Origin of the sequence: Frankia nepalensis, assembly GCF_016786325.1 — a bacterium.
In the GTDB taxonomy this organism is placed as follows: Bacteria; Actinomycetota; Actinomycetes; order Frankiales; family Frankiaceae; genus Pseudofrankia; species Pseudofrankia nepalensis.
On the sequence record NZ_JADWYU010000172.1, the window covers coordinates 20519 to 34602 of the forward strand.

Genomic DNA, 14084 nt, shown 5'->3' on the forward strand with positions numbered 1-14084 from the left:
GCGGGGGGCCCCCGCCGGGGGCGCCCCCCATCCCGGGCCGGGTGGGCGGGGGGGGGGGGGGCCGCCGGGGGCGGGGGGGCCCGCGTCCCGGCACGCACGAGGCGCGATCAGCGCTACGAGCGCGCCCGGATCACCGCCGCGCCGTCAGGACGAGTCCCATCGGGGTGAGCCCCGTCAGGATGAGCCCCGTCAGGGCAAGTCCCGTCGGGGTGAGCGCCGTCGGGCTCCGGGAAGCGGCCGGCGCTTGGAACGCCGCCGGTGCCCGGGAAGCGGCTCGTCGCGCCGGCGCCGGCCGCGCCAGGAGCGGCGGCCCGTGATTGGAGCGGATACACCGCCACGTCGCCCTTGTTGGACCGCTTCGCGGCGTACATGGCGAGGTCGGCGCGGTGCATGAGGATGTCCGGGGTGATCGGACCGCTGCCCGGGGCCACGACGGCGAGCCCGGCGCTCGCGTGGACCGCGCGGCGGGTGCCGGACAGGCTGACCGGCTCGCGGATGGTCGCGACGACACGCCGGGCCACGGCCTCGGGGTTCTCGGCCTCGTCCGTGAGGAGCATGGCGAACTCGTCGCCGCCGATGCGGGCCACGATGTCGGAGGCCGGCACGGTGCTGGTGAGGCGGTCGGCGGTCGTGCGCAGCAGCTGGTCGCCCGCCGAGTGGCCAAGACTGTCGTTGATCTTCTTGAAGTCGTCGAGGTCGCAGAACAGGAGCGCCACCGGCCGATGGCCGCGGCCGCGGCGGGCGAGGGCACGCGTGAGCCCTTCGGTCAGCAGCGTGCGGTTGGCGAGGCCGGTCAGCGGGTCGTGGAGCGCCGCGTACCGGACGCGCGCCAGCAGCTGGCTGTTGTCGGCGAGGCTGACCAGCAGCCGGACCAGCGCCGCCGCCAGGAGCAGCGCGATCAGGAAGTGTTTCCCGACCCCGGAGTGGGACTGGGTGGGCAGCACGACGGCGATCACCGCGAGGGGCAGGTACGGCAGGGCCGTGTGGAGCCACAGGACTCCCGGGCGCAGGGTGGTCGGCCGGGGTTCCTCGCCCTCTGCCGGGGTGAGGCAGGCGAGGCTGATCAGCAGCGGGCCGGCGACGAGGCCCGCGGTCAGGATGGGCAGGTGGCTCCACCCGTGCACGACGGAGGCGGTCAGCAGGACGCTGCTCAGCTCGTACGCGATGAAGCCGGCGGCGATGAACGCGAAGGTCCCGGGACGTCGCGGCTGCCGGAAGCTCGCGAGCAGCAGAACCAGGACCAGCATGGCCAGTTTGACGCCGCCAAGGCTGCCCATCAGCGCGAAAAGCGGAGTCTGGGCGCTGGCCGCGGGGCCGAACCAGATCCAGACGAGCAGGAGGACCGCCCCGACCACCAGCAGGCTGTCCAGCACGACTACCAGCCGCCAGCGGCGGTCCGACAGCAGGCCTGACCCCGGAGGCGCGCCGTCGGGCGCGGCCAGCGGCCTGGTCGGGATCATCAGGAGCGCGGCGAGCTTCACCGGGACCACCAGCAACGCCAGGTAGAGGGCGGTTTCCGTGGACACACCGGGTATGACGCCTCCCGTCAGCGACGGGGCCCGAGCCAGGGCCAGGTTCGGCGGTACCTCGGCGGCGAAGCAGAGCGCGAGCAGCAGTCGCCATCCACGTTCAGGACCGTGGCACCGCCAGCCCGACCAGGCACCGACGACCGCCGCGACCAGGCAGGCCAGTCCCGCGCAGACCCGCGCGAGCAGGGTCGCCTCCTGCTGGGGCAGGGCCATCGCCGCGCCCAGCGCGGCCAGCGCCGCCAGCAGGAAGGTGACCACCAGCCGACGCGCGACCGTCGGGTTCCACGGCGCGTCCGGTTGGGGTGAGGCGTCCGGGCCCAGAGCCCGCGCGGTCTCGAATCCAGCCATCTCCACTCCCACCCCAGGCGACCGCGGCTTCGGCGTTGCCCGCGGGGCCGTCGCGGCCCAGCCTGTTCATTCCGCTCTAGCCGGGACCGCGACAGAGCGCAAGTCGGAGAATTACCCTATGCAGTTATCCGTTAGGTGCCGAAGGCGACACGGACCGCGTCGACTGGCCGCGGCGCCGCCGCGGCCGTGCCACCGCGCTCACATCGCGGCCGTGGCACCGCGCTCATATCGACGCGAGACTGGCTGGGAACGCGCGGATGACGGCCGTGTAACGCGCTCCTTAAACGTCCACCGACATCGCCCGCACGACTGGATTGCCGACGGACGAACTTCTCGGACTCCGTGATTCGGTCGTCTCCGGCCGACTACGCTCTAATCTCGCCCACCGGCCCGGAAAGTCGGAGGAACACCGGCCGGGCGTGTGAGCGAAACCGGGGGAAGCGTCGGATGGGCGATCGTGACGAGGCCGTCGCTTCCTACACCACCGACCCCTACCCCGTCTGGGAAACCGGCCAGCGATACGGCGACTCCGTCCGGCCCGGCGGCCTGCTCGACAGCGCGCCCGTCCGGGAATGGTTCTCCCGGCTCGACGAGGTCCGACAAAACGGGCTCTACACCTTCGGGCTTCCCCAGGGCGGCCGCGGCGGGCGCCGCACCGCTTTCGGGAATCGTGACCTGATCTCTTTCAGCAACTACAGCTATCTGTCGCTGAACGGCCATCCCAAGATCCTTGCCGCCGCGCATGACGCCGTCGAGAGGTACGGAACGGGGACCGGTGGTGCCCGCCTGCTGGCCGGCACCACCGACCTGCACCGCGAGACCGAGGCGGCGTTCGCCCGCTGGCTCGGGACCGAGGACGCGGTCCTGGCGAACGCCGGGTACGACGCGAACCTGGCCGCGATCAGCGGCCTGTTCGGGCCACGTGACCTCGCGCTCGTCGACGAGTTCGCCCACCGCAGCCTGGTCGACGGCTGCCGGCTGGCCGGCCTGCGGGTGCATCGCTTCCGACACAACGACGTCGGGCACCTCGAGGAGCTGGCCGCCAGGCACGGCCCACGCGACGGCCGCAAGCTGGTGATCGTCGAGGGTGTCTACTCGATGGACGGTGACCAGGCCCCGCTCGCCGAGATCGTCGAGCTCAAGGAGCGGCACGGCTTCTTCCTGCTCCTGGACGACGCCCACGCCCTCGGAGTGCTCGGCGCCGAGGGCCGCGGCACGGCCGCCGAGCAGGGCGTCGACATCGCCCGTTTCGACATCGTCACGGCCTCGCTCAGCAAGGCGTTCCCCTCGGTCGCCGGCGTGGTCGCCGGGACGAAGGGGCTCGGCACGTATCTGCGGCACGGCGCGTCCCCGTTCATGTTCAGCGCCGCGACCTCTCCGGCGAACACCGCGACGATCCTGGCCACGCTCGACGTGCTCGTCTCCGAGCCCGAGCACCTGGCGGCCCTGCGCCGGAACTCCGCGGCGCTCGGGGAGCTCGTGCGCCGGGCCGCGGGCACGTCCCACGACTCGACCAGCCCGGTCGTCCCCGTGCTGCTCGGCGCCTCGGCCCGCGCCTACACCTGGGCCCGGGTGCTGCTCGACGAGGGTGTCCACGTCCTCCCGGTCCCGGCGCCCGCGGTGCCGGAGGGCCGGGAGCGGCTCCGGCTCTGCGCGACCGCCGGCCACACCGCCGGGGACCTCGCCCGCCTCGAGGCGGCCCTGCTCCGCTGCGTCACCCTGGAACAGGACGAGGCGGAGCTGCGCGACTACCTGGCCTCGGTCGCCTCCCGCTCGATGCCCGCCCCCGACCCCGCCTGACGCCTGGCCGCGCCCCCGCGGGACGCACCTCGCGCCGCCGCATACCTTGTGGTCGCGGAATCCTCGCCGGCCACGACCACAGGGGATGAGCCCGTGGCCCGAGCGTCAGCCGCCAGAGCTGAAGGCGGCGTCGAACGCGGCGGACGGCGGGTCGACGGCGAGGCGGCGGACGAAGGCCAGCGCCTCCGGGGCACCGGCGAGGCGGTCCATGCCGGCGTCCTCCCACTCGATCGAGATGGGCCCGTCGTAGCCGATGGTGTTCAGCATGCGGAACGAGTCGTCCCAGGGGACGTCGCCGCGTCCCGTGGAGACGAAGTCCCAGCCGCGCCGCGGGTCCGCCCACGGCAGGTGGGAGCCGAGCCGGCCGTTGCGGCCGTTGCCGACCCGCCGCTTCGCGTCCTTGCAGTCGACGTGGTAGATCCGGTCCCGGAAGTCCCAGAGGAATCCCACCGGGTCCAGGTCCTGCCAGACGAAGTGGCTCGGGTCCCAGTTCAGGCCGAACGCCGGCCGGTGGCCGATCGCCTCGAGCGCCCGGACCGTCGTCCAGTAGTCGTAGGCGATCTCGCTGGGGTGCACCTCGTGCGCGAACCGGACCCCGGCCGCGTCGAACGCGTCGAGGATCGGGTTCCACCGGTCGGCGAAGTCGCGGTACCCGGCGTCGACCAGCTCCTGCGACACCGGCGGGAACATCGCCACGTACTTCCACGCCGCCGACCCGGTGAAGCCGACCACGGTGCGCACCCCGAGCCGGGCCGCCGCGTGCGCGGTCGCGATCATCTCCTCGGCGGCCCTGGCCCGCACGCCGTCCGGGGCGCCGTCACCCCACACCCGGGCGGGCACGATGTCCCGGTGCCGGACGTCGATCGGGTCGTCGCAGACCGCCTGCCCGACCAGGTGGTTGGAGATCGCCCAGACCTTCAGGTCGTTCTTCTCCAGGATGTCCAGCCGGGACCGCGCGTAGGCGTCGTCCTCGGCGGCCCGCCGCACGTCGAGGTGGTCGCCCCAGCAGGCGATCTCCAGGCCGTCGTAGCCCCAGCCGGCCGCCAGCCGGGCGACCTCCTCGAACGGCAGGTCCGCCCACTGGCCGGTGAACAGGGTGACCGGTCGCGCCATGATCTCCGTACTTCCCTTCCCTGGTCGGTTCTCGACGGGCCCTGGTCAGCTCTCGACGAGGGTCCAGCGCGAGCCGTCCGCCGCGCTGCGGTCGACCGCGTCGAGGACGAGTTGCACCTGCAGGCCGTCGGCGAAGCTCGGGGCCGGTGGGGTCCCGTCGGCGATGGCGGCCACCAGGTCGCGGATCTCATGGGTGAAGGAGTGCTCGTAACCGAGGCCATGGCCGGGCGGCCACCAGGCGTCCAGATAGGGATGGCTCGGCTCGGTGACCAGGACGCGGGTGAAGCCCGCGACGTCGCCGTCGGCCTGGCCGTCGTAGAACTCCAGCTCGTTGAGCCGTTCCAGGTCGAAGACCAGCGAGCCCTCGGAGCCGTTCAGCTCGACCCGCAGCCCGTTCTTGCGGCCGAGCGCGAACCGGGACGCCTCGTAGCTGGCGAGCGCCCCGCCGTCGAGCCGGGCCAGGAACAGCGCCGCGTCATCCACCGTCACCGCCCCGGTGGCCCCGGCCTGCCCGGTCGCCGCCTGCCTGGCCGTGGTCAAGCCGGTGGCCGGCAGCCCCGTGGCTGACAGGCCGGTGGCTGACAGGCCGGAAGCCGCCGGCAGTGGCCGTTCCCGCACGAACGTCTCGGTGAGCGCGCAGACGCCACTGATCCGCTGGCCGCTGATGAACTGGGTGAGGTCGATGATGTGCGCGCCGATGTCCCCCAGCGCGCCGGATCCGGCGATCTCCCGGCGCAGCCGCCAGGCCAGCGGGAACTCCGGGTCGACGAGCCAGTCCTGCAGGTACACGGCACGCACGTGCCGCAGGGTGCCGAGCCGGCCGGCGGCCACCAGGTCGCGGGCGAAGGTGGCGGCGGGGATGCGGCGGTAGTTGAAACCGACCGCCGAGCGCACTCCGGCCGCTTCGGCCCGGCGCGCGGCCTCGGCCATCGCCCGCGCCTCCTCGACGGTGTTCGCCAGTGGCTTCTCGCACAGCACGTGCTTACCGGCCGCGAGCGCGGCGAGCGCGATCTCGGCATGGCTGGAGCCTGGCGTGCAGATGTCGACCAGGTCGACGTCGTCGCGCGCCAGCAGCGCCTTCCAGTCGGTCTCGTGCGTGCGCCAGCCCAGCTTCACGGCGGCGGCCGCGACCTTCTCCTGATCCCGGCCGCACACCGCGGCGAGATCGACCTCCAGCGGGAGGTCGAAGAACCGGTTCACCGAACGCCATGCCTGGGAGTGGGCGGCGCCCATGAAGGCGTAGCCCACCATCCCGACGCCCAGCCGCTGTCGTTCCGTCATCGAGAGATCTCCTGGTAGGGGACTTCGGTCGGTAGTGGTCGGCCCGCGACGCATCCGACGGATCTTGGTGGATCTTGTGCGCGCGGGCCGGGCGCGGATGTGGGGCGGCCGGCCCGTCCGGCCCGACTCGGCCGTCCGATCAGGCGCGGCGCAGCCGGCCCGGTCCGGCCCGGCTGACCCAACCTTCCTGGCCCGGCCGACCCGATCCGGCCGGGCCGGGACCCGGTTCGACCCGGCCAAGATCCACCAGATCCCGGGTGCGTCAGGAGGCGAAGCCGAACTTCAGGTACTTGTCGACGTTGTCCTTGGTGATCGTGGCCGAGGCGAGGGTGATCGACGACGGCACGTCGTTCTCGACCAGGTCGGACAGGGTGCGGCCCTGTGCCACCAGCCGGGCCAGGTTGATCGCCGAGGACGCCATCGACGGCGGGTAGGTGACGGTCGCCTTGACCACCCCGTCGTCGGCCTTGATCAGTTCCATGACATCCTTGGAGCCGGCGCCGCCGACCATGAAGAACTCGTCCCGGCCGGCCGCGTCGATCGCGGACAGCACGCCGATGCCCTGGTCGTCGTCGTGGTTCCAGAGGGCGTCGATGCGGGGCGCGGCCTGCAACAGGTTCGCCGCGGCCCGCTCCCCGGTCTCGACGGTGAACTCGGCCGGCACCCGCGGCCCGACCTTCAGGCCGGCGGCCGCGAGCGCGTCGCTGAAGCCCTTGCTGCGCTCCTGGGTGAGCGGCAGGCTGTCGATGCCGGGGATTTCGGCGATGACCGGGTTGGTAACGCCGTTGTCCTTCAGCCGCGCCGCGATGTAATTGCCGGCGGCGACGCCCATGCCGTAGTTGTCCCCGCCGATCCAGGTCCGGTATGCCAGCGGGCTGTCGAAGACGCGGTCCAGGTTGATGACCGGGATGCCGGCGTCCATCGCCTTGCGGGCCACCTCGGTCAGCGCCTTGCCGTCGTGCGGCAGGATCACCAGCACGTCGACGCCGTCATTGATGAGCGTCTCCACCTGGCTGATCTGCAGGCTGAGGTCGTTGGTGCCCTCGGTCGCCTGTAAGTCCACGTCCGAGTGCACGTCCGCCTGGGCGCGGGCATTCGTCGTGATGGCGCCGATCCAGCCGTGGTCGGCGGCCGGCGCGGAGAACCCGATGGTGATCTGCTTGCCGGGCGCGGCGTTGTCGCCACCGCCGGTGGAGACGTTCGCGTTCTCGGCGGTGTCGTCGTCGTTGCTGGTGCAGCCGGTGAGCGCGGCGACGCCGGCCGCGCCGAGGGCGGCACCGCCGACCAGGAACCGCCTCCGGCCGAGCATCATGCCGCTGACCTGTGCCATGTCCACTCCTCCTCTTCGTCGTTCGGCGGTCGGCTCGAGGTCGCCCAGGGGCGACCATCGCCGTTCCGCCTGTCGGGCGCTGAGCGCCCGCTCCGGTCCTGTTTTGGGCTGGTTTAGGACGGCTGTGGGTTGATTTGGTCTGTTAGGTCGCGGTTCGCGGGCCAGGTTGGCGCGTGGGCCGGGTTGGCGCACGGGGCGGGTTGGCGCTTGGGCAGGGGTGGGCTGTTCTGCCGCGGGGGCCGCTACGTTCGAGAGCTCTCCCTGGCCAGCCGCTTCTGGAGCAGGACGGCGGCGACGATGATCAGGCCCTTCGCCATGGCCTGGGTGGAGGTCGTCAGGTTGTTGAGGGTGAAGATGTTGCTGACCGTGGTGAAGATCAGCACTCCGAGGACCGTGCCGACGATGGTGCCGCGGCCGCCGGAGAGCAGCGTGCCGCCGATGACGACCGCGGCGATCGCGTCCAGCTCGTAGAGCAGGCCGTGCGTGGAGGTCCCGGACGTGGTCCGTGCCGTGATCATGATGGCGGCGATGCCGCAGCAGAACCCGAGCAGCGTGTAGAGCCAGAGGGTCTGGCGCCGCACGTTGATGCCGGCGAGCCGGGCCGCCTCCGGGTTGCCGCCGACCGCGAACGTGCGCCGGCCGAACGTGGTCCGGTTCAGCACCACCCAGGCGGCGAGCGCGACCAGCGCGAACATGATGACCAGCACCGGGATGCCGCCCGGCTCCGCGCGGAAGAAGTCGCGGAACCCCTGGACCCGCACCACCTGCGTCTGCCGGTTCGAGATCTCCTCGGCCAGCCCGCGGGCGGACGCCAGCATCGCCAGCGTCGCGATGAACGGCACGATCCGGCCGTAGGCGACGAGGACGCCGTTCACCAGGCCGCAGCCGGTGGCGACCAGCAGCGCCACGAACACCATCAGCAGGAACGTCGAGTCGTTCGCCATGTTCTGGGTGGCGAGCGTGGTCGACCAGACCGAGGCGAGGGCGACGATCGCGCCGACCGACAGGTCGATCCCGCCGCCCGCGATGACGAACGTCATGCCGATGCTGACCACGCCGATGACCGACGCCAGCCGCAGGATGGTGAGCGCGTTGTCGGTGCTGGCGAACCGGTCGCCGGCGGTGATCAGGCCAATCACGCAGATCAGCGCCAGGGCCGCGACCAGGCCCAGGTTCCGGCCGGCCCCGCCGCCCAGGAGCCGCGCCAGCGCCGCCCGGCGGCCGGCGCCGGCCGCCGGTGACTTGCCGGCCCCGCCAACCAGGCCCGCGACGGCACCGGCCACGCCCGTGACGGCGCTGCCCGTGCCCGCGCCGGCGTCGACGACGCCGGGGGTGACAGCGGCGTCGGCCTCCAGGGCGGCCCGCTCGACCCGTGCCCGCTCGTCCGTCGGCGGCGCGTCGGCCGGCGCGTCGGCCGGCGCGTCGGGCGGCGCGTCGGGCGGCGCCGCCGCGACCGGCGGTGGGGTGCCCAGGGCCTCGGCCGGCGCCGGGCCCAGGGGCTCGGCCGGCGTGGGGACCGCGGCGGGGGCCCCGGTCGTGCGTGGCTCGTTCACGCCACCCGTCCCTCCTCCATGACCAGGTCGAGGACCTGGGACTCGCTGATGTCGGCGGCGGCGGCCTCGTGCACCACCCGGCCGGCGGCGACCACCAGCACCCGGTCGGCCAGCCCGATCACCTCGGGCACCTCGCTGGAGACCAGCACCACGGCGACCCCGGAGGCGGCCAGTCGGCGGATCAGGGTGTAGATCTCGTCGCGGGCGCCGACGTCGACGCCGCGGGTCGGCTCGTCGAGGAGCAGCACCCGGCAGTCGCGCAGCAGCCAGCGGGCCAGCACGACCTTCTGCTGGTTGCCGCCGGACAGGGTGCGTGCCGGGCGGGCGACCCCGGCGGGCCGGATGTCGAGCGCGACGGCCTGCTCGCGGGCCGCCGCCGACTCGTGGCCCTCCCGGGTGAACGGCCCGGCGGCGAACCGGGCCAGCGTGGCGAGCGTGATGTTGCGGTAGACCGGCTCGTCGAGCAGCAGGGCCTGGCTCTTGCGCTCCTCCGGGCACAGCCCGACGCCGGCGGAGACCGCGGCGCCGACCGAGCCGCGGCGCAGCCGCCGGCCGGCGACCCGCACCTCGCCCTCCGCCGCCCGGCGGGCCCCGTAGACCGTCTCGAGGATCTCCGAGCGGCCGGAGCCGACGAGCCCGGCCAGCCCCACGATCTCCCCGGCGCGCACGGTGAACGACACGTCGTGGAACTCGCCGGGCCGGCCGAGGCCGTCGACCCGCAGCACCTCGGCGGCGCCCGGTGCCGGGCCGACCCGCGGCGGGAACGCGTGCTCGATGGCGCGGCCGGTCATCATCCGGATGACCTCGTCCGTCGAGGTGGTGCGCGCCGGCAGCCCGCGGGCGACGGTGCGGCCGTCCTTGAGGACCGTGACCCGGTCGCCGATCCGGCGGATCTCGGCGAGGCGGTGCGAGATGTAGACGACGGCGACGCCGTGCTCGGTCAGGTCCCGGATCACCCGGAACAGGTTGTCGACCTCGTCCGCGTCGAGCACCGCGCTCGGCTCGTCCATGATGATCAGCCGGGCGTCGTGGGACAGCGCGCGGGCCATGCTGACCACCTGCTTGCCGGCCGCGGACAGCCGCCCGGCCTCGCGGGTGACGGGGATGTCCGCGTGGCCCAGCCGGGTCAGCAGCGCCCGCGCCGCGTCGTTCATCGCGCCGCGGCGGGACAGCCCGGCGCGGGACAGCTCGTGGCCGAGGAAGATGTTGTCGGCGACGGACAGCCCGTCGACCAGGTCGAGCTCCTGGTAGATCGTGGCGATGCCGAGCCTCGTCGCCGCGGTCGGGGTCGGCAGGCCTACCCGCTCGCCGCGCCAGCGGATCGTGCCGGCGTCGGGCTGGTGCGCCCCGGACAGCACCTTGATCAGCGTGGACTTGCCGGCCCCGTTCTGGCCGAGCAGGCAGTGCACCTCGCCGGCCCGCACCTCCAGGTCGACGCCGTCGAGCGCGCGCACGCCGGGGAACAGCTTGACGACGCCGGTGACGTCGAGCAGCGGATCCTGCGTGTTCGGTAAAGCGGGGTCACTGTCCAGCGTCGAGCCCATGATCTATGCCACTTCTTCCCTGACTTCGATCGGCCAGAAGTCAAGTTAGAGATCGGCCGGGGTCAGGTCAAGAGGCAATCTTCAGAAGTTTCAAAGTCATTGACGAAAGTCTGAGTTGACGATGCTCTTGATCGACTGGCTGGACCGGGCTGTCAGTCGGGGGAGTAGAGGGCGTCGCTGGCGAGGCGGGCGGCGCCGACGATGCCGGCGGCGTCGCCCAGCTCGGTGAGCACCACCGGGAGGTTGCCGGTGGCCAGCGGCAGCGAGCGGCGGTACACCACGCCGCGGATCTCGGCGAGCAGCAGGTGCCCGAGCCCCGAGACGCCGCCGCCGATGACGACCAGGCCGGGATTGAAGAACGAGACGAGGCCGGCGAGCACGGTGCCGACCCGCCGGCCCCCGTCCCGGATCAGCGCGAGCGCGGCCTGGTCGCCGTGCCGGGCCGCCGTGCCGACGTCGGCGGCGGTCAGCGGGGCGCCGCTCGCGGCGGCCAGCGCGGCGAGCTCCGGGGAGCGGCCGGAGCGGGCGGCCGCCGCCGCGTCCCTGGCCAGCGCGGCCCCGCCGAAGAACGCCTCCAGGCAGCCGGAGTTCCCGCAGGCGCACGCCGGCCCGGACTCCTCGGCCTGGATGTGCCCGATGTCGCCGGCGCAGCCGTCGACCCCGCGGTAGAGACGGCCGTCGACCACGATCCCGCAGCCGATCCCTGTCCCGATCTTGACGAAGAGGAAGTCCCTGGCCGACCGGGCGACGCCGGCGTGCAGCTCGCCGAGCGCCATCGCGTTGACGTCGTTGTCGACCAGCACGTGGCAGCCGAGCTCGCGCGCCAGCACCTCGCGCACCGGGTAGCCGTCCCAGCCCGGCATGATCGGCGGAGCGACCGGGGTGCCGGCGTGGAAGTTCACCGGCCCGGGCAGCCCGATGCCGAGCCCCGCCGGCCTGGTCAGGTGCTGCTCGGCGAGCAGCTTGCGGGTCAGCTCCAGGGCCCGGCCGAGCACGTGCTCCGCTCCTCGGCGCACGTCGAGCTCCTCCTCGCGCTGGACGAGGACCTGGAGCCGGCCGTCGGTGACACCGACGGTCAGCGAGGTGGCGCCGACGTCGACGCCCACGAAGCGCAGGCGCCCCGCCAGGTCGACGAGGGTCGCGCGCCGCCCGCCCCGGGAGACACCGGGCCCGATGTCGTCCACCAGGCCCAGCTCGGCGAGCCGGCTCACCTCGGTGGCCACCGTGGTGCGCGAGGTGCCGATGCGTTCCGCCAGCTCGACGCGGGACAGTGGGCCGCCGTCGCGGAGGTGGCGCAGGATGCGCGCCTGCGTGGCGTTCTCCGCGCCGGCGGCGAGGGTCGAGGCCATGGCGGCTCCTGTCGTGCGGGGCCCGGTGGCGCCGGCCGCCTCCCGGCGGGGAAGCACCCGGCGCGCGGCCAGAGGAGGCCACTGGCCGGCCCCGATCTTACGAGCCCGAGCGGCCAGCCTTCCCCGTCCAACGATCCTCGATCGAGGGCGTCGCTGTCCCGCCGGCCGGCTCCACGGCTGGCGGGGCGGTGGAGCCGCGCCCGGGACCGCGCGCCTTACCCGGTCGCCGGGGGGTGGCCGTCGGTGTCGGCGGACTCGGTGTCGGCGGACTCGGCCAGGGCGGCGTCGATGAGCGTCTGGGCCGCCCAGGCCACCACCGCGCGCTCCTGCTCGGGGGCGAGCCCGCGGACGTCCCGCAGCACTATCAGCCCCTCCCAGCCGACGATCATGGTGAGCGCGGAGACGAGGCGCTCGTGGGCGTCCTGGCCGAGGCGGTCGCGCAGCGGCTCGAGCGCCCGCTCGATCCACTCGACGCGGCGGTAGCCGCGCCGCGGCTGGTCGTCGGAGCGTTCGGGCTCCGGCGTCTCGACCGTCAGTCTGATCATCTTGCGGCCCAGCGGCAGGAAGTCGGCGGTGGCCCTGGTCAGGGCGTCGATCATTTTCACGGTCCGGGCGGCGGGGTCGTCCGTGTCCATCGGTGCCGCGGCCATGGGCGCGTCCACGTGGGTGGAGCTGAGCGCGCCGAGCGTCGCGTCGAGCAGGAGCTGCTCGATGCTCGGGAAATAGGTGTAGATCGTGCGGCGCGACACGTCGGCCGCCCGCGCGATGTCCGTGACGGAGGGCTCCTCGCCCTTCGCGACCAGCTCGGTGGCCGCGTCCACGATCGCCTTGCGGGTGCGGCGGCGCTGGGCCGCCCGCCCCGGGCCCGCCTCCGGTTCGCCCATCGCTGCTCCCTCGCGGCGTGTCCGCTGCCTGACCGCGCCGCCCGTTGACACGGCGCCTGGCTCGTGGCGAGTATATCGATGTGCCGTTAATGCACACTAGTGCAATGAAAGCACACCTATGAATCCAACCCTGAGGGGAGCCCGCCATGGCCACCGTGACCTACATCAACTCCTTCGAGGTGCCGCCCGGGCGCGACGAGGACTTCCTTGCCCTGTGGACGGAGGTCAACGCCTACATGCGCAAGCAGCCCGGCTACCTCAGCCACCGGCTGCACCGGTCGCTCGGGTCCGACGCGCGCTACCGCTACGTCAACGTCGTCCAGTGGGAGTCGGTCGACCGCTGGCAGGACGCCCACGGCGAGGAGTTCCGCGCGATCGTCACGCGTCCGGGCCAGCACGTCTTCGCGTCCCTGCCCGGCATGTACGAGGTCGTGAACGACGGCCAGGCCGCGTAGCGGGCCAGGTCGGGTAGCGGGCCCGCCCGCCCGAGCCTGTCCGCGGCTCCTGGCCGGGGTCGCTCGCCCGCCGTTCCACCCGGAGGTAGCCGGGCCTGAGCGTCCGGAGCGCGGTGGCCTGCCGGCCACCGTCGCGATGAGTCCTGACGTTCCGCGGAGTCGGAAGAACCATGGAAGCGATCAATCTTGCCGACCTGTACGACTCGCCGCTGCTCGACTGGTCCGGGATCGAGGACCGGCTTGGGGCGGGACTGACCCAGGCCCCCGGCACCGGTGGCCCGGATCGGCACACCTGCTGGCTGGCCACGACCAACCCGGACGGAAGTCCGCACGTCACCGGCATCGGCGCGCTCTGGGTCGACGGCTGTTTCTGGTTCGAGACCGGCCAAGGCACCCGCAAGGGCCGCAATCTCGCCCGTGATCCACGCTGCGTGCTCAGCCTGGCTGCGCTGGAGTTCGATCTCACGGTGGCCGGTGTGGCCGAGGTGGTCACCGATCCGGCCACCGTCGCGGACCTGGCGGCGCGCTGGGCCGCGGAAGGATGGCCAGCGCGCGTCGACGACACAGGTCTGGCGCTGACGGCCGAGTTCAGCGCGCCCTCGGCCGGGCCGCCGCCGTGGCACGTCTACCGGCTGTCGCCGCGCGCGGCGACCGCGGTCGCCACCGTCGAGCCCGGCGGCGCCACGAGGTGGCGGTTCTAGCCGCCGGTTGGGCCCAGGCGCCACCGGCCACGCGCGTTCGTCGGCGACCGTCATGGCTGGCTGGGCGAGAACGGCCGGGTCCGCGGTGGCGCCAGGTCCGCGACCTCGACGGCGTCATCGTCCAACTCCTCGACTGGAGCGGCGCCCGGTAGCGCCCCGCGCCGACCGCGCGGTGCCCCGCCGGCGCGGTCGTCGCG

Annotated in this window: 11 protein-coding genes; 3 read left to right on the forward strand and 8 right to left on the reverse strand. The window is 73.4% G+C overall.

The window, feature by feature from the left end:
• Nucleotides 1-113: 113 nt before the first annotated feature.
• Nucleotides 114-1877, reverse strand: coding sequence for a GGDEF domain-containing protein (locus tag I6A81_RS26350; protein WP_203006668.1), 1764 nt, complete (start codon nt 1875-1877; stop codon nt 114-116).
• A gap of 447 nt (nt 1878-2324) precedes the next feature.
• Here I6A81_RS26350 and I6A81_RS26355 point away from each other — a divergent pair, with 447 nt between their 5' ends.
• Entirely contained in the window at nt 2325-3677 is a 1353-nt protein-coding gene (locus I6A81_RS26355; RefSeq protein WP_203006667.1) for an aminotransferase class I/II-fold pyridoxal phosphate-dependent enzyme, read from the forward strand.
• A gap of 105 nt (nt 3678-3782) precedes the next feature.
• Here I6A81_RS26355 and I6A81_RS26360 read toward each other — a convergent pair whose 3' ends face one another.
• The 7 genes from I6A81_RS26360 to I6A81_RS26390 form a co-directional block, all read right to left on the reverse strand.
• Nucleotides 3783-4790: a sugar phosphate isomerase/epimerase family protein gene (locus tag I6A81_RS26360; protein ID WP_203006666.1), complete on the reverse strand. Its 1008-nt coding sequence runs from the start codon at nt 4788-4790 to the stop codon at nt 3783-3785.
• A 45-nt stretch (nt 4791-4835) separates the two neighbouring features.
• Nucleotides 4836-6071: a Gfo/Idh/MocA family protein gene (locus I6A81_RS26365; RefSeq protein WP_203006665.1), complete on the reverse strand. Its 1236-nt coding sequence runs from the start codon at nt 6069-6071 to the stop codon at nt 4836-4838.
• A 262-nt stretch (nt 6072-6333) separates the two neighbouring features.
• Nucleotides 6334-7401 carry a substrate-binding domain-containing protein gene (locus I6A81_RS26370; protein WP_203006664.1) on the reverse strand — a complete coding sequence of 356 codons (1068 nt, stop codon included), beginning with the start codon at nt 7399-7401 and terminating at the stop codon, nt 6334-6336.
• 242 nt (nt 7402-7643) lie between these two features.
• Nucleotides 7644-8663 carry an ABC transporter permease gene (locus tag I6A81_RS26375; RefSeq protein ID WP_238430672.1) on the reverse strand — a complete coding sequence of 340 codons (1020 nt, stop codon included), beginning with the start codon at nt 8661-8663 and terminating at the stop codon, nt 7644-7646.
• A 287-nt stretch (nt 8664-8950) separates the two neighbouring features.
• Nucleotides 8951-10498: a sugar ABC transporter ATP-binding protein gene (locus tag I6A81_RS26380; RefSeq protein ID WP_238430671.1), complete on the reverse strand. Its 1548-nt coding sequence runs from the start codon at nt 10496-10498 to the stop codon at nt 8951-8953.
• A gap of 152 nt (nt 10499-10650) precedes the next feature.
• Nucleotides 10651-11847: an ROK family transcriptional regulator gene (locus I6A81_RS26385; protein WP_203006662.1), complete on the reverse strand. Its 1197-nt coding sequence runs from the start codon at nt 11845-11847 to the stop codon at nt 10651-10653.
• 215 nt (nt 11848-12062) lie between these two features.
• The gene (locus I6A81_RS26390) at nt 12063-12731 is read right to left on the reverse strand and encodes a TetR/AcrR family transcriptional regulator (RefSeq protein WP_203006661.1); all 669 of its coding nucleotides are present in this window, start codon (nt 12729-12731) and stop codon (nt 12063-12065) included.
• 146 nt (nt 12732-12877) lie between these two features.
• Between I6A81_RS26390 and I6A81_RS26395 the strand changes: the two genes are divergently transcribed.
• Nucleotides 12878-13186: an antibiotic biosynthesis monooxygenase family protein gene (locus I6A81_RS26395; RefSeq protein ID WP_203006660.1), complete on the forward strand. Its 309-nt coding sequence runs from the start codon at nt 12878-12880 to the stop codon at nt 13184-13186.
• 170 nt (nt 13187-13356) lie between these two features.
• A complete protein-coding gene (locus I6A81_RS26400) occupies nt 13357-13887 on the forward strand; it encodes a pyridoxamine 5'-phosphate oxidase family protein (protein ID WP_203006659.1) in 531 nt (176 codons plus the stop codon).
• Nucleotides 13888-14084 lie beyond the last annotated feature (197 nt).